General features: G+C 55.2%; 16 protein-coding genes. 7 read left to right on the forward strand and 9 right to left on the reverse strand.

What is annotated here, in order from left to right:
• Nucleotide 1: 1 nt before the first annotated feature.
• On the reverse strand, nt 2-1,462 hold the full coding sequence (gene ftsY / locus ACWKXX_RS15960) for a signal recognition particle-docking protein FtsY (RefSeq protein WP_015571476.1): 1,461 nt from the start codon (nt 1,460-1,462) through the stop codon (nt 2-4).
• Nucleotides 1,463-1,589: 127 nt separating this feature from the next.
• On the opposite strand from ftsY, the gene rsmD reads away from it, so the two are divergent.
• Together rsmD and ACWKXX_RS15970 are read left to right on the forward strand one after the other, a co-directional pair.
• Complete coding sequence (gene rsmD, locus ACWKXX_RS15965) at nt 1,590-2,192, forward strand: 16S rRNA (guanine(966)-N(2))-methyltransferase (protein WP_015571477.1); 603 nt, start codon at nt 1,590-1,592, stop codon at nt 2,190-2,192.
• Nucleotides 2,176-2,457 carry a DUF1145 family protein gene (locus tag ACWKXX_RS15970; RefSeq protein ID WP_015571478.1) on the forward strand — a complete coding sequence of 94 codons (282 nt, stop codon included), beginning with the start codon at nt 2,176-2,178 and terminating at the stop codon, nt 2,455-2,457. The genes rsmD and ACWKXX_RS15970 overlap by 17 nt, the downstream gene beginning before the upstream one ends.
• 50 nt (nt 2,458-2,507) lie before the next feature.
• On the opposite strand, the gene ACWKXX_RS15975 is transcribed toward ACWKXX_RS15970, so the two are convergent.
• The 4 genes from ACWKXX_RS15975 to ACWKXX_RS15990 form a co-directional block, all read right to left on the reverse strand.
• Nucleotides 2,508-2,846 carry a DUF1240 domain-containing protein gene (locus tag ACWKXX_RS15975; protein ID WP_454540834.1) on the reverse strand — a complete coding sequence of 113 codons (339 nt, stop codon included), beginning with the start codon at nt 2,844-2,846 and terminating at the stop codon, nt 2,508-2,510.
• Between the two features lie 182 nt (nt 2,847-3,028).
• Nucleotides 3,029-3,835 carry a hypothetical protein gene (locus tag ACWKXX_RS15980; RefSeq protein WP_261665935.1) on the reverse strand — a complete coding sequence of 269 codons (807 nt, stop codon included), beginning with the start codon at nt 3,833-3,835 and terminating at the stop codon, nt 3,029-3,031.
• Nucleotides 3,836-3,915: 80 nt separating this feature from the next.
• A complete protein-coding gene (locus ACWKXX_RS15985; RefSeq protein WP_045341613.1) occupies nt 3,916-4,395 on the reverse strand; it encodes an Hcp family type VI secretion system effector in 480 nt (159 codons plus the stop codon).
• Nucleotides 4,396-4,633: 238 nt separating this feature from the next.
• Nucleotides 4,634-4,993: a DUF2500 domain-containing protein gene (locus ACWKXX_RS15990; RefSeq protein WP_196359185.1), complete on the reverse strand. Its 360-nt coding sequence runs from the start codon at nt 4,991-4,993 to the stop codon at nt 4,634-4,636.
• Between the two features lie 129 nt (nt 4,994-5,122).
• Here ACWKXX_RS15990 and ACWKXX_RS15995 point away from each other — a divergent pair, with 129 nt between their 5' ends.
• Together ACWKXX_RS15995 and zntA are read left to right on the forward strand one after the other, a co-directional pair.
• Complete coding sequence (locus tag ACWKXX_RS15995; protein WP_003861515.1) at nt 5,123-5,749, forward strand: lysoplasmalogenase; 627 nt, start codon at nt 5,123-5,125, stop codon at nt 5,747-5,749.
• 76 nt (nt 5,750-5,825) lie between these two features.
• The gene (gene zntA / locus ACWKXX_RS16000) at nt 5,826-7,997 is read left to right on the forward strand and encodes a Zn(II)/Cd(II)/Pb(II) translocating P-type ATPase ZntA (RefSeq protein WP_261665934.1); all 2,172 of its coding nucleotides are present in this window, start codon (nt 5,826-5,828) and stop codon (nt 7,995-7,997) included.
• Between the two features lie 99 nt (nt 7,998-8,096).
• Here the strand turns inward: zntA and ACWKXX_RS16005 are convergent, their stop codons facing one another.
• The 4 genes from ACWKXX_RS16005 to tusA all read right to left on the reverse strand — a co-directional run bounded on the left by ACWKXX_RS16005 (nt 8,097) and on the right by tusA (nt 11,363).
• A complete protein-coding gene (locus ACWKXX_RS16005; protein WP_015571481.1) occupies nt 8,097-9,383 on the reverse strand; it encodes a TRAP transporter large permease in 1,287 nt (428 codons plus the stop codon).
• Between the two features lie 10 nt (nt 9,384-9,393).
• On the reverse strand, nt 9,394-9,903 hold the full coding sequence (locus tag ACWKXX_RS16010) for a TRAP transporter small permease (protein ID WP_023295550.1): 510 nt from the start codon (nt 9,901-9,903) through the stop codon (nt 9,394-9,396).
• Between the two features lie 12 nt (nt 9,904-9,915).
• Nucleotides 9,916-10,887, reverse strand: a complete 972-nt coding sequence (locus ACWKXX_RS16015; protein ID WP_045333892.1) for a TRAP transporter substrate-binding protein — start codon at nt 10,885-10,887, stop codon at nt 9,916-9,918.
• Nucleotides 10,888-11,120: 233 nt separating this feature from the next.
• Nucleotides 11,121-11,363 carry a sulfurtransferase TusA gene (gene tusA / locus ACWKXX_RS16020; RefSeq protein WP_261665933.1) on the reverse strand — a complete coding sequence of 81 codons (243 nt, stop codon included), beginning with the start codon at nt 11,361-11,363 and terminating at the stop codon, nt 11,121-11,123.
• A gap of 169 nt (nt 11,364-11,532) precedes the next feature.
• On the opposite strand from tusA, the gene ACWKXX_RS16025 reads away from it, so the two are divergent.
• The 3 genes from ACWKXX_RS16025 to ACWKXX_RS16035 all read left to right on the forward strand — a co-directional run bounded on the left by ACWKXX_RS16025 (nt 11,533) and on the right by ACWKXX_RS16035 (nt 14,013).
• Nucleotides 11,533-12,198 carry a 7-cyano-7-deazaguanine/7-aminomethyl-7-deazaguanine transporter gene (locus ACWKXX_RS16025; protein ID WP_003861274.1) on the forward strand — a complete coding sequence of 222 codons (666 nt, stop codon included), beginning with the start codon at nt 11,533-11,535 and terminating at the stop codon, nt 12,196-12,198.
• A 72-nt stretch (nt 12,199-12,270) separates the two neighbouring features.
• Nucleotides 12,271-12,828: a DcrB family lipoprotein gene (locus ACWKXX_RS16030; RefSeq protein WP_003861272.1), complete on the forward strand. Its 558-nt coding sequence runs from the start codon at nt 12,271-12,273 to the stop codon at nt 12,826-12,828.
• Between the two features lie 135 nt (nt 12,829-12,963).
• Nucleotides 12,964-14,013 (forward strand): AI-2E family transporter, encoded by a 1,050-nt coding sequence (locus tag ACWKXX_RS16035; protein WP_261665931.1) that lies wholly within the window; start codon nt 12,964-12,966, stop codon nt 14,011-14,013.
• Nucleotides 14,014-14,120 lie beyond the last annotated feature (107 nt).

A 14,120-nucleotide genomic window follows, 5' to 3' on the forward strand; every position in this document is an offset into this window, starting at 1 on the left:
GTTAGTCCTCTCGGGCAAATAGTGCCTCAATAAAGTCGTCCGCTTTAAACGGACGTAAATCCTCAATACGCTCGCCCACACCGATGTAACGGATAGGAATGCCGAACTGGTCGGCCACGGAGAAGATCACCCCGCCTTTCGCGGTCCCGTCCAGCTTGGTCAGCGCGATCCCGGTCAGTCCTACCGCTTCATGGAACAGTTTCGCCTGGCTGATGGCGTTCTGTCCGGTGCTGGCATCGATAGTCAGCATAATTTCATGCGGTGCATCTTCGTCCAGCTTCTTCATGACGCGAACGATTTTCTTCAGCTCTTCCATCAGGTGCGATTTGTTCTGCAAACGCCCTGCGGTATCCGCAATCAGCACGTCCACGTTACGCGACTTCGCCGCCTGGATGGCATCGAAAATCACGGACGCGGAATCCGCGCCGGTGTGCTGAGCAATAACCGGAATATTGTTGCGCTGGCCCCACACCTGAAGCTGTTCCACCGCTGCCGCACGGAAGGTATCGCCCGCCGCCAGCATCACCGATTTGCCCTGCTGCTCAAACTGGCGCGCCAGCTTGCCGATGGTGGTGGTTTTGCCCACGCCGTTGACGCCAACCATCAGGATAACAAACGGCATTTTGCCTTCAATATTAAGCGGTTCGTCAACTTTTGCGAGAATTTCACCCATCTCGTCTTTCAGCAGGCCGTACAGCGCCTCGGCGTCACGCAGCTGTTTGCGGCTCGCCCCTTCGGTCAGGTTGGCGATGATCTTCCGGGTGGTTTCCACGCCCACGTCCGCAATCAGCAGTTGCTCTTCCAGCTCCTCAAACAGATCGTCGTCGATCTTTTTGCCGCGGAACAGACTGATAAATCCGGAACCTAAGTTTTCTTTGGTTTTGAGCAGGCTGCGCTTCAGGCGCGCGAAGAAACCTTCTTTGGTCGGTTTTTCTTGCTCCTGAACGATCTCTTCTTCGGCCTGCGCTTCCACCGGCACGACGATGACCGCTTCTTCAGCCGCTTCCGCCGCCAGCGCCTGGGCTTCCAGCTCTTCGTCGGTCAGCTCTGGCTCAAGGGCCGCTTCTTCTTCCACCGCCTCAACAATTTCAACGGTTTCCGCTTCGGCCTGCCACTCTTCGGCAGAAACCTCTTCAGCTTTCACCTCTTCCGGCAGCGGCAGCTCTTCGTGTTCGATAGTGGCCTGCGGCGCTTCGTTAAGGGTTTCAACGATAACCGGCTCTGGTTTTTCGCTCTCCTGAACCTGTTCAGTAACCTCAACCACCTCTTCGGCAAAGGATTCAATCTCTTCTTTGCTGTGGGCTGGCTCTTCCGCTTCGACAACCGCAGCGGTTTCGACAGGCGTTTCAGGCTGTGACGGCTCTTCTACAACCTGCTGTTCTTCGGTTTTCTGTTCTGTTTCTTGCTCTTTTTCACCGAAACCCAACCAGGAAAAGAAGCCACGTTTTTTTTGTTTTGCCATCTGCGACTACACTCCTCGCGGCGCTATATACAGGGAAGCTAAAAAAATGATGAAATAGTCTAACACTTTACTTAATTGACATCACCGCCCGCAATCGCAGGGCAATGGTTAACAGAGCTTTCCTGAGATGAAGAAACCCACCCGCGCCCCGGCCGGTCAAATTCGCATTATCGGCGGTCAGTGGCGAGGCCGGAAATTACCGGTGCCGGACAGCCCCGGTTTACGCCCCACCACGGACCGCGTTCGCGAGACGCTGTTTAACTGGCTCGCCCCGTCTATGGTAGACGCCAACTGCCTGGACTGCTTCGCCGGAAGCGGTGCATTGGGGCTGGAAGCGCTGTCGCGTTATGCCGCCAGCGCCACGCTGCTGGAGATGGAGCGCGGCGTCGCGCAGACATTGCAGCAAAATCTGGCTACGCTGAAGGCAACCAACGCGAAAGTGGTGAATACCAACACGCTGAGCTTCCTCGCCCAACAGGGGACGCCGTTCAACGTGGTGTTTGTTGACCCGCCGTTCCGTAAAGGGCTGCTGGAAGAGACATTATCGTTGCTGGAAAAAAATGGCTGGCTGGCAGACGACGCGCTGATTTACGTTGAAAGCGAAGTGGAAAATGGCCTGCCGCCCGTTCCCGTTCACTGGGATCTGCACCGCGAGAAGGTCGCCGGCCAGGTGGCTTATCGTCTGTATCACCGTCAGGCACAAGGAGGATCCGATGCCAGTACTGATTAACGTAGGGCGCGTACTGATGCTGGGCGTCTGGGCATTTTTGATTTTGAATCTGGTGCACCCGTTCCCGCGCCCGCTGAATATCTTTATTAACGTGGCGCTGATTTTTACCGCGTTCATGCATGCCTTGCAGATGGTAATGCTGAAAAACGGTCTGCCGAAAGATGGCCCACCGATGACCGGCTGGCAGCAGCTGCGGGTGTTTATTTTCGGCGTGTTTGAGCTGCTGGTGTGGATGAAGAAGTTTAAGGCGCAGGTGAAGAAGTAAAGTGCGCTTTTGCCCGGTGGCGCGCAGCGAGCCGGGCCTACGAAACACCATCACTGTGACGATACACCGTCCAGCTGATCATTCAATTTTTGGATATCTCTGGCTCTTGTTTTAAGCAGGTATTTCACCTGCGTGCAAATCTCTTCCGTTCTGGTGTAATACGTTCCCGAAAAGGGCCCAAGACGTTCACATAAGACATAGTTGGTTCCCAGGGGATAAAATATGACGATAAACGAGAGAATGTTGCCAATAACAAATCCTGCACCGATAACGTGAAAACCGACGATAATGCCTTTGGCGAAGAAGCTGGGTGGCTCCATGTTTTTCGTAAAAGTCATATAGACAATAACCAAAACGAAACAACAAGCAACCGGGAAAACAAACAACATAATAAAAGAACCCCAAAAAAAAAAAAAAAAAAAAATAAATAATGCTTCTGGATTCAATGATATCGGTTATATCTGGTACGCTAGCCCAATAAAAACCCCAAGCAAAAATACCAAAAAAGAAGATACAGAAAAATAAAAAGCACCTTCTTTTAATTTTATTAAGATTAATGTTAACGCTCATATCAGTAATTCTCCCAGTAAAATGAACTACCATTTACTGAGTTTCGAGCGTTCCACTCTGCGATTTTTTGCTGCTCTTTCATACCCTTTTTTATACAATCTATAAGTTTGTTTGATAAATCATACTGTTTGTCCAGCCCATTGAGCGCATTGGCAATAGCTATACCTATTACAACCACACAGACTATTTGCCCCCAAACCGGAACAGCTACACTCGCTATAAATGGTGATATAGCCAACGAGATCCCTTCCCCAACCAATCTCGAAACAAAAACCCCCACAATAACTTTCGCCACATCCATCGTCACATTCCCCAGGAATGCGGCGACGTCATGGTCAGATTTGAAGATCAACTCAACCAACCGCCAGCATGCGGAAAACCAGATGCAGAATCGGGCTCCTGACATAATGCCGTTTTGAAACCCGACGCTACCAATGCCAACCTCAAGCACTTTGGGATGATTAATCCGGTAACGGGTTCCGTTAAGAATGCGTCGCAAAGAAGGGTAGCCCGTAATCTTCACATACATTTTTCCCTGATAAGCATACTGCGTTGCTTTGATCCCAAGACCTTTTAAAGTGAAAACAATCTTTCCGGCCTGCTGATAAGAAAATAGCTTCGACAGATTCTTAGTCGCAGAAACCGTCTCTTTGATGTTACCGGCATAGGTAGTAGAAAAGCCAACAGGCTGACTACCTAACAAATCGTCAATCACACCCTGCGCCTCGTCAGGCGTGAGCAGCATAATGTGGTTGGCATTGTTGCCCAGGCTATTTTTCAGCTGCTTGATTTCATTTTCGAAACGCAAATTACGCTGCCAGTTATTTCCTCTGAGAATATCTTCACGATGATCCCCTATCCAGTCATTATAACCTTCCTCATGGGTCCTTAAAAAATTCGCTCATCCCAGATACTGTAGGCGCTGGTTCCAGCAATACGATGCTCCCAGGCAATAGATTCGTATGACAATTCGATCATTTCTTCTGGCTGACCCGCACTGTCATCAATGGTATGCGGCACCTGTAGATGGAAGCTGGATATTCTGGCATTAATCAGTTTTAGTGAGTAATAGCATTCGTTTAAACCAGTCTGACTGGTGCGATAAAAGCTAAATTCACAGCTTAGCGTTTCATTGTCAGTAATGGCTTTCCCCAACAACGGCGAGGATTTATCCACAGGTTTAATAAACGTCAAACACTGATGATTTACATTTTGCGCCCGACTCATTCCATGATTAATTGCCATGACCATAATCTGATCTCGATGGGCAGGCTGTGATTTATTCCCTATTGAATCTATCGAAGCACATCCAGCAGAAATCATTCCCTGCGATTGTCCCTTCAACGTCAACCACATTGTATTCGCCATCTAAATACCTTATCCATTTGAATTATAAATTTATATATTCATACAATAACAATGATAAGATCATATTAAGAAATGCTGGGTAAGATAGTGATGCAAACGATATTTTAAGTCACTAATGGGAATATAAAACAGAATATTTTTTATAAAACATAAACCACAATTATATTTACTCCACGCTATATATATCTATTGAATTTACGATCGGCACTGGTAAGAAGACTCAGCGCCGATCAACAGATTACTGCTCCGCCATGAACCCTTCAAACCGCGACCCTTTGTAACTCAGCGTGCCTTTCTCCCCCACCGTCAGCTGATGGTACTGCTGCGCCTCCAGGCGGAAGGTCATCTCCAGCCCGCCGGTTTCCGGCTTAAAGCTCGCTTCATAGCGCATCGTTGTGCCCGCAGGCGTCACCTGCTGCTGGCGGGAGCGGCGGTCGTTAAGCGGCTTCTCACGCTTGTTCGTCACCACCACGCGCTTTTGCATCAGCGGCGCGGCGTCGTTGTCGGCCTTCTCACGGCGCTGCTGCACGAAGCGAAACGAGGCGGCAATGACGATAATCACCACCACGATAATGAAAAACAGCGGCATCTTGCTCATTGAAAAATCCCATCAGATTATGCGGAATTCAGGATACCTCGCCTGCCCCGGCATTGCCAAACGCCCGCTCGCGTCACTACACTGGATCAGGAACTGATCATTCAGCCTCAACAGTTACAGGGAGTTAATATGCTTTGGTCATTTATCGCTGTCTGTTTTTCCGCATGGCTTTACGTCGATGCGTCTTACCGTGGCCCAGCCTGGCAGCGCTGGTTGTTTAAACCCGTCACGCTATTACTCCTGCTGTTGCTTGCCTGGCAGGCCCCGATGTTTAACGCCGTTAGCTATCTTGTCCTCGCGGGGCTGTGTGCTTCCCTGATTGGCGATGCCTTAACCCTGCTGCCGCGCCAGCGCCTGCTGTACGCCGTGGGGGCGTTCTTCCTGTCGCATCTGCTCTATACCATCTACTTTGCCAGCCAGATGACGCTCTCCTTCTTCTGGCCGCTGCCGCTGGTGCTGCTGGTGATTGGCGCCCTGCTGATCGCGGTGATCTGGTCGCGTCTGGAAGAGATGCGTCTCCCAGTCTGTACGTTTATCGCCATGACGCTGGTGATGGTGTGGCTGGCGGGCGAGCTGTGGTTCTTCCGTCCGACCGCTCCGGCAATGTCTGCGTTCTTCGGTGCCGCACTGTTGCTGTTGGGTAATATCGTCTGGCTGGGCAGCCACTATCGCCGCCGCTTCCGTGCGGATAATGCGATTTCCGCCGCCTGTTACTTTGCCGGACACTTCCTGATTGTGCGTTCGCTGTATATCTAAATAACGCTTGACTCTGGAGTCGACTCCAGAGTGTATGCTGCGGTTAATGAGAAAATTATCATTACCGGAGACTGCCATGTCGACTCCAGAAATACCTAAAAAAGTTCCCCAATTCTCGGCACTTAAGCTCAGCCCGGTTCCGCCAAAAGAGGACTGCTGCTGCGAGGGCGCGTGCGAAACCCGGACCGAAGCGCTGCCTGAAAACGGCAATCACTACAGCTGGGTGGTCAACGGCATGGACTGCGCGGCCTGCGCCCGCAAAGTGGAAAATGCGGTGAAGCAGGTGCCGGGTGTGAAACACGTTCAGGTGCTGTTCGCTACCGAAAAGCTGCTGGTCAGCGCCGAAAACGACGTCAGCAGACAGGTTGAAGCCGCCGTCAGCAAAGCGGGTTATACCCTGCGCAGCGAAACGGCGCCCGCAGAAAAAACGTCCCCGCTAAAAGAAAACCTGCCCCTTATCACCCTCATCATCATGATGGCCCTGAGCTGGGGGCTGGAGCAAATCAACCACCCGCTCGGCAGCCTGGCGTTTATCGCCACCACGCTGGTTGGCCTGTTCCCGATTGCGCGTCAGGCGCTGCGTCTGATGAGAAGCGGCAGCTGGTTTGCCATCGAAACGCTGATGAGCGTGGCGGCTATCGGGGCGCTATTTATTGGCGCGACGGCGGAAGCGGCGATGGTGCTGCTGCTGTTCTTAATTGGCGAACGCCTTGAGGGCTGGGCGGCGAGCCGGGCGCGTAAAGGGGTGAGCGCGCTGATGGCGCTGAAGCCGGAAACCGCCACTCGCGTGATAAACGGTACTCGTGAAACGGTCGCCATCAACACCCTGCGCCCGGGCGACGTGATTGAAGTGCCCGCAGGCGGACGTCTGCCAGCCGATGGGGCCATCATTACCGCCACCGCGAGCTTTGACGAAAGCGCCCTGACCGGGGAATCCATCCCGGTAGCGCGCGCGGCAGGTGAGAAGGTGCCTGCGGGCGCCACCAGCGTCGACCGACTGGTGCTGCTGACGGTCCTTTCCGAACCGGGCGACAGCGCCATCGACCGCATCCTCAGGCTGATAGAAGAAGCCGAGGAGCGCCGCGCGCCTGTCGAGCGTTTCATCGACCGTTTTAGCCGGATTTATACCCCTGCCATCATGCTGGTTGCCCTGCTGGTTACTATCGTGCCGCCGCTGTTCTTCGGCGCACCGTGGGAGGGCTGGATCTATAAAGGGCTGACGCTGCTGCTGATCGGCTGCCCGTGCGCGCTGGTGATCTCCACGCCTGCGGCGATTACCTCCGGACTGGCAGCGGCGGCACGTCGCGGGGCGCTGATTAAGGGCGGCGCGGCGCTGGAGCAGCTGAGCCAGGTCCAGCATATCGCGTTCGATAAAACCGGCACGCTGACCGTCGGCAAGCCGCAGGTCACCGGCGTGTATCCGCAGGATATCGGTGAAGATGAGTTACTTACGCTGGCCGCCGCCGTTGAGCAGGGCTCCACTCACCCGCTGGCGCAGGCGATTGTGCGTGAAGCGCAGTCGCGCGGGCTGAACATCCCGACGGCAACGGCACAGCGGGCGCTGGTCGGGTCGGGGATTGAGGCCACCGTTGACGGTAAAAAGGTGCTTATTGTCGCGGCGGGTAAGTCTTCTCATCCAGAGGTTGAGGCGTTAGAACAGACCGGACAAACTGTCGTGACCCTCATGCAGGACGGCGTCGCGAAAGGGATGCTGGCGCTGCGCGACACCCTGCGCGATGACGCCAAAGAGGCCGTGACGGCGCTGCATCAGCTTGGCGTACAGGGCGTGATCCTGACCGGCGATAATCCGCGCGCGGCGGCGGCAATTGCCGGTGAGCTGGGGCTGGAATTCAAGGCCGGATTGCTGCCCGCGGATAAAGTCCGCGCGGTCACGGAACTGAACGCTCACGCGCCGCTGGCGATGGTCGGTGACGGCATTAACGATGCGCCTGCGATGAAGGCGGCAACCATCGGCATTGCGATGGGCAGCGGCACCGACGTGGCGCTGGAGACCGCCGACGCGGCGCTGACGCACAACCGCCTGACCGGGCTGGCGCAGATGATAGATCTTGCGCGGGCGACGCGGGCCAATATTCGGCAGAACATCGGCATTGCGCTGGGTCTGAAGGGGATTTTCCTGGTCACCACGCTGCTCGGCATGACCGGACTGTGGCTGGCGGTACTGGCGGATACGGGGGCGACGGTGCTGGTTACGGCGAACGCGTTGCGGCTGTTGCGCCGTCGGTAAAAATGCCCGGTGGCGGCTACGCCTTACCGGGCCTACAACATCTCCGAACCGTAACCGTAGGCCGGGTAAGGCGTAGCCGCCACCCGGCATAAAACGGCGTCACTGCATCCCTAGCACCCCCGGCAACCACAATGATATCGCCGGGATGTACGTCACCATCCCCAGCACCACCAGCAACATACCGTAAAACGGCAGCATCGCCCGCACCACGTGCTCGATCTTCTGCTTACTCACCGCGCTCGCCACGAACAGCACCGACCCGACCGGCGGCGTGATCAGCCCAATCCCCAGGTTCACCATCATGATCATCCCGAAATGCACCGGATCGATCCCCAGCGAGTTGGTCACCGGCAGCAGCACCGGGGTCAGGATCAGGATGATCGGCGCCATGTCCATCAGCGTGCCAATCAGCAGCAGCATGATGTTGAGGTACATCAGGATCACGTATTTGTTATCGGAGAGCGACGTGAAGAATTCGGTGATGCGCATCGGCAGCTGCATGTAGGTCATTACCGCGCCAAACGCCGCGGCAAAGCCAATCAAAATCATCACGATGGTGACGGTTTTCACCGTGCGGCACATCAGCTTCGGCAGTTCATTCCACTTGTAATCGCGGTAAATGAACATGGTGACGAAGAACGCCCACAGGCAGGCCACGGCGGCAGATTCGGTCGCCGTGAATATCCCGGACAAGATCCCGCCGAGGATAATCACCACAGTCATCAGCCCCCACAGAGCATCGAGCATGATTTTCAGCGCCTGCCTGAACGGGATTTTGTCCCCTTTCGGATAGCCGCGCTTGCGGGCGAAGCACAGGCAGAGCACCATCAGGCTCACGCCCAGCAGCAGGCCCGGCAGCACGCCCGCGATAAACAGCGTGGCGATGGAGACCGTTCCCCCTGCCGCCAGGGAGTAAATCACCGAGTTGTGGCTGGGCGGGATCAGGATCGCCTGCACCGACCCGCTGGCCGTCACCGCCGCCGCGTATTCGCGCGGATAGCCCTTCTTCTCCATCTCCGGGATCATCACGCTGCCGATAGACGCCGTATCCGCCACCGACGAGCCGGAAATCGCGCCGAAGAACGTTGATGCCACGATGTTCACCAGCGACAGCCCGCCGCGAATAAAGCCGACAAAAACGTACGCGAAGTTGACCAGCCGTCGGGCAATGCCCCCTTCCGCCATGATCGCCCCGGCAAGAATGAAGAACGGGATCGCCAGCAGGGTAAATTTATTCACCCCGCTGGTGATCTGGATCATCAGCGCCTCCAGCGGCAGATCGATCCACAACGCCCCCGCCACGGCGCTTAACCCGACGGCGAAAGCCACCGGCATCCCCAGCGCCAGCAAAATGGCGAGGGTGAATAACAAAACAAACGCATCCATTGTTCACCCCTTAACTGTGATTGCCGATCAGCACGACCGGACGGTTTTCCTGCGAGCCAAACAGCAGGCGTTCAAGCACAAACAGGATCAAAATGGCCGACCCGACAGGTAGCGGCAGATAGCTTTCGCCGGAGGTCAGAAGCGGAAACTCCGCCACCGGCTGCTCCCACAGCTCGACGCACAGCCAGTAGCTGTACCAGCACATCAGGCCTGAAATCATCAGCATCAGCAGATCCACCATCCGCGCGCACACTCTTTGCAGCGACGCGGGCAGGCGGTCGGTGAGCATGTTGACCGCAATATGCGACCCGGCGCGGTAGCTCACCGCCGCGCCGATAAAGGTAAACGTCACCATGCAGATAATGGCGATCGGCTCCGGCCAGGATTCGCCGCGATTAAGCACGTAGCGTGAAAAAATGCCGATGGGGATGACAATCGTCATCACCAACAGCGAAATACCTGCCACCGCCATGGCGAACAGGTACAGACGGTCCATCCACTTCAGGTAGAGTTCGGACATACGTACTCCGGTTTACTGGACGTCAGCGATGGCTTTCATCAGATCCTGATGCTTATCGCCATACTGCGCGCGCACCGGCTCTGTCGCCTTGATAAACACCGTTTTATCGATGTCGTGGAACTGCACGCCGCCGGCCTTCATTTTCGCCAGCGCCTGGTCGTTATAGGCCTGCCAGAGCTTGCGCTGCTCGAACTGCGCTTCGCGGGCCAGCGTCAGGACTTTTTGCTGCTCGTCGGCGCTGAGCTTGTCCCATTTCACTTTTGAGTACAGGAGCATTTCCGGGGTGATAAAGTGGCCGCTCAGCGTGTAGTTTTTGGCGACCGGCATATAGTTGTGGGCGATAAAGGTTGGCGGGTTGTTCTCCGCGCCGTCGATCACCCCGGTCTGCATGCCGCTGTAAACCTCGCTGACGCCCATCGCCACCGAGTTCGCCCCCATCGCTTTCAGCGTGGCCAGCGCCACCGGGCTGCCCTGCACACGGATTTTCTTCCCTTTCAGATCGTCCGGTTTGACGATCGGCTCTTTGGTGATCAGGTTACGGGTGCCGGAATCCATCCAGCCAAGGAAGACCAGACGCGATTTCGGGTTGGCGGTGAGTTTGTCGCCAATCTGCTTGCCGATATCCCCGTCGATCACCTTGTGCATGTGGTCTTCATCGCGGAATACGTAGGGCAGCGTAAACACTTCGATATCCGGCAGAATGGCAGCCACCGGCGCCATGGAGACGCGGATCATGTCGATCGCCCCCATCTGCGCCTGCTCAATCATCTGCTTTTCATCCCCCAGCACGCCGCCGGGGAAGACCTTAATCTCCAGCTTGCCATCGGTTTGTTGTTTGAGTTTTTCACCCATGTGCTGAACCGCCACCACGTTCGGGTAGCCTTCGGGATGCACATCGGCGGCTTTGATGGTCTGGGCAGAAACGGAGCAGGCAAAAGCAGACAGGCACAGCGCGGCCAGTAACGGCTTGAGGGTCGTTTTCATTGAGTCAACTCCAGGGTAGTGAGATAAGCGTTAAAACGATGTTTTAGTTTTTGACGCTTAAAAATTAGACTACGGCTGGAAAAGGGAGGGTGAAGCGCCTCACAAAAGCGCGAAATTTTGAAACGATGGTTCGAAATTGTGATGAGTACTTGTCGGGTGGCGGCTGCGCCTTACCCGACCTACTACACCCGTAGGCCCGTGCAAGCGAAGCGCCGCCGGGCGTCAGGCCGCACTTACCCCTTACGAATCAAATACCGGTACGGCAAGGTCTCGGTTTGCTGCGCCACCAGTTCATGTTCCATAAAGGTACAAAAGCCGGGGATATCACGGGTGGTAGCCGGGTCGTCAGCGACGATCAGCAGCGTTTCGCCACTCTGCATGTTACGGACGGTTTTACGCACCATCATTACCGGCTCCGGGCAACGGAGGCCCTGAGCATCAAGCGTGTGGTCTGGGCGGGAAAACAGGTCGGTCATTTTCTTCTCGTTCAGGTAAAAACGGCTGTAGTTTACGCCCCGCTATCGCCAATGCAAACCAGGTTAACGATTGCGTGAAAATTAGCCATTGCAAAGTGTCGTCAAAGCAGTATCATGCGGCGGCTTTATTGGGTTCCCTCACCCCAAATATTAATCAAAAAGGTACAATATGAACTCCTTTACACAATCGCAGCGCGTCAAGGCGTTGTTCTGGCTTTCGCTATTTCATCTGCTGGTGATCATCTCCAGTAACTATCTGGTACAGCTCCCCATCTCCATTTTTGGTTTCCATACCACCTGGGGCGCGTTCAGTTTCCCGTTTATTTTCCTTGCGACGGATTTAACCGTGCGTATTTTTGGCGCACCGCTGGCGCGGCGGATTATTTTTGCGGTGATGATCCCGGCACTGTTTGTCTCCTACGCCATCTCCTCGCTGTTTTACATGGGCAGCTGGCAGGGCTTCGAAGCGCTGACGCACTTCAACCTGTTCGTCGCGCGTATTGCCACCGCCAGCTTTATGGCTTATGCCCTGGGGCAGATCCTCGATGTCCACGTGTTTAACCGCCTGCGTCAAAACCATCGCTGGTGGATGGCACCAACGGCCTCCACGCTGTTCGGTAACGTGAGCGATACGCTGGCCTTCTTCTTCATCGCCTTCTGGCGCAGCCCGGACGCCTTCATGGCAGAACACTGGATGGAAATCGCTCTGGTGGACTACGCCTTTAAGGTGCTTATCAGCCTGGTCTTCTTCCTGCCGATGTACGGCGTACTGTTGAATATGCTGCTGAAAAGGCTGGCAGATAAATCTGAAATCTCCGCATTGCAGGCAGGTTAAGGGTTCGCTTTATCAGTTGTGATAAGATGAACGAATGAGCCGTTATGGCCGTTTATCGAAAGGAAGAAGTCAATGCGCAATCTGGTTAAATATGTCGGGATTGGCCTGCTGGTTGTTGGCCTTGCAGCCTGTGATAACAGCGACACCAAAACGCCTGCTCAGGGCGCGTCAGCAGAAAGCAACGCCACCGGTCAGCCGGTGAGCCTGATGGATGGCAAACTCAGTTTCTCTCTGCCCGCGGACATGACCGACCAGAGCGGTAAGCTGGGCACCCAGGCGAACAATATGCACGTCTATTCCGATGCCACCGGCCAAAAAGCGGTGATTGTGATCGTCGGTGACGATACCAGCGAAGATCTTGGCGTGCTGGCCAAACGCCTGGAAGATCAGCAGCGCAGCCGCGACCCGCAGCTTCAGGTGGTCACCAATAAGTCTGTTGAACTGAAAGGCCACACGCTGCAACAGCTGGACAGCATCATCTCTGCCAAAGGCCAGACCGCCTACTCCTCCGTGGTGCTCGGCAAGGTGGACAATAAACTGCTGACCATGCAGATCACCCTGCCGGCAGACAATCAGCAGAAAGCGCAGACCGCCGCTGAAAACATCATTAACACCCTCGTGATCCAGTAATCGTTCACCAGGATGCCGTGGCCTCCGTCGCTTGCGCCGGGGGCCATTTTTTTGCCACGACTTTCAGACTAACACGCCAGACGAAGCCCATCCGGCGCACTACAATTAACACGCCCCCCGGAAAAAGGAATTCTTATGACTGCCAGCCCGCCCGACAAAGCCGGACTTCATATTTTATTAAAACTTGCCTGCCTGGTGGTTATCCTTGCGGGTATCCACGCGGCGGCGGATATCATTGTTCAGCTTCTGCTGGCGCTGTTTTTCGCCATTGTGCTCAACCCGCTGGTGACATGGTTTTTACGCCGGGGCATCAGCCGCCCGGTCGCGATTACCATTGTGGTGATGGTGATGCTGGTTGTCCTGACGGCGCTGTTCGGCGTGCTCGCCGCCTCGCTGAGCGAATTTTCCACCATGCTGCCGCAGTACAATAAAGAGCTGACGCGCAAGCTGGTCGATCTTCAGCGCATGTTGCCGTTCGTGAATCTGCATATCTCACCGGAACGGATGCTGCGTCGGATGGATTCCGAGAAGGTGATGACCTACGCCACCACGTTGATGACCGGGCTTTCCGGGGCAATGGCCAGCATTCTGCTGCTGGTGATGACGGTGGTGTTTATGCTGTTCGAAGTGCGCCACGTGCCGTATAAACTGCGTTTTGCCCTGAACAATCCACAGATCCACATTGCCGGCTTGCACCGCGCGCTGAAGGGCGTATCCAAATATCTGGCGCTGAAAACGCTGTTAAGCCTGTGGACCGGCGTGATCGTCTGGCTGGGGCTGATACTGCTGGACGTGCAGTTCGCGCTGATGTGGGGCGTGCTGGCGTTTTTACTGAACTACGTACCCAATATCGGCGCGGTGCTTTCCGCCGTTCCGCCGATGATCCAGGCGTTCCTGTTTAACGGTTTTTATGAGTGCATGCTGGTAGGTGCGCTGTTCCTCGTCGTGCATATGGTGCTGGGTAACATTCTTGAGCCGCGCATGATGGGCCACCGTCTGGGCATGTCGACGATGGTGGTGTTTTTATCGTTACTGATCTGGGGATGGCTGCTGGGTCCGGTGGGCATGCTGCTCTCCGTGCCGCTCACCAGCGTCTGTAAAATCTGGATGGAAACCACGAAAGGAGGCAGTAAACTCGCCATTCTTCTGGGTCCGGGTCGGCCAAAAAGCCGTTTGCCGGGATAACCGGGTGGAAAGGGTCAAAAGTGACGTTTATTCGCCAGCGCGACGACAACATTGTACGATGTGCGCAGCAAATCGCGCTGGCGAAGAAAAAGTCACAGAAACAGGTT

The sequence above is a fragment of the Enterobacter sp. UPMP2061 genome (assembly GCF_053709615.1).

Bases quoted from the DNA above. Each gene is read 5' to 3' on its own strand.
- ftsY (WP_015571476.1), bottom strand. From the start codon at position 1,462: ATGGCAAAACAAAAAAAACGTGGCTTCTTTTCCTGGTTGGGTTTCGGT.
- rsmD (WP_015571477.1), top strand. From the start codon at position 1,590: ATGAAGAAACCCACCCGCGCCCCGGCCGGTCAAATTCGCATTATCGGC.
- ACWKXX_RS15970 (WP_015571478.1), top strand. From the start codon at position 2,176: ATGCCAGTACTGATTAACGTAGGGCGCGTACTGATGCTGGGCGTCTGG.
- ACWKXX_RS15975 (WP_454540834.1), bottom strand. From the start codon at position 2,846: ATGTTGTTTGTTTTCCCGGTTGCTTGTTGTTTCGTTTTGGTTATTGTC.
- ACWKXX_RS15985 (WP_045341613.1), bottom strand. From the start codon at position 4,395: ATGGCGAATACAATGTGGTTGACGTTGAAGGGACAATCGCAGGGAATG.
- ACWKXX_RS15990 (WP_196359185.1), bottom strand. From the start codon at position 4,993: ATGAGCAAGATGCCGCTGTTTTTCATTATCGTGGTGGTGATTATCGTC.
- ACWKXX_RS15995 (WP_003861515.1), top strand. From the start codon at position 5,123: ATGCTTTGGTCATTTATCGCTGTCTGTTTTTCCGCATGGCTTTACGTC.
- zntA (WP_261665934.1), top strand. From the start codon at position 5,826: ATGTCGACTCCAGAAATACCTAAAAAAGTTCCCCAATTCTCGGCACTT.
- ACWKXX_RS16005 (WP_015571481.1), bottom strand. From the start codon at position 9,383: ATGGATGCGTTTGTTTTGTTATTCACCCTCGCCATTTTGCTGGCGCTG.
- ACWKXX_RS16010 (WP_023295550.1), bottom strand. From the start codon at position 9,903: ATGTCCGAACTCTACCTGAAGTGGATGGACCGTCTGTACCTGTTCGCC.
- ACWKXX_RS16015 (WP_045333892.1), bottom strand. From the start codon at position 10,887: ATGAAAACGACCCTCAAGCCGTTACTGGCCGCGCTGTGCCTGTCTGCT.
- tusA (WP_261665933.1), bottom strand. From the start codon at position 11,363: ATGACCGACCTGTTTTCCCGCCCAGACCACACGCTTGATGCTCAGGGC.
- ACWKXX_RS16025 (WP_003861274.1), top strand. From the start codon at position 11,533: ATGAACTCCTTTACACAATCGCAGCGCGTCAAGGCGTTGTTCTGGCTT.
- ACWKXX_RS16030 (WP_003861272.1), top strand. From the start codon at position 12,271: ATGCGCAATCTGGTTAAATATGTCGGGATTGGCCTGCTGGTTGTTGGC.
- ACWKXX_RS16035 (WP_261665931.1), top strand. From the start codon at position 12,964: ATGACTGCCAGCCCGCCCGACAAAGCCGGACTTCATATTTTATTAAAA.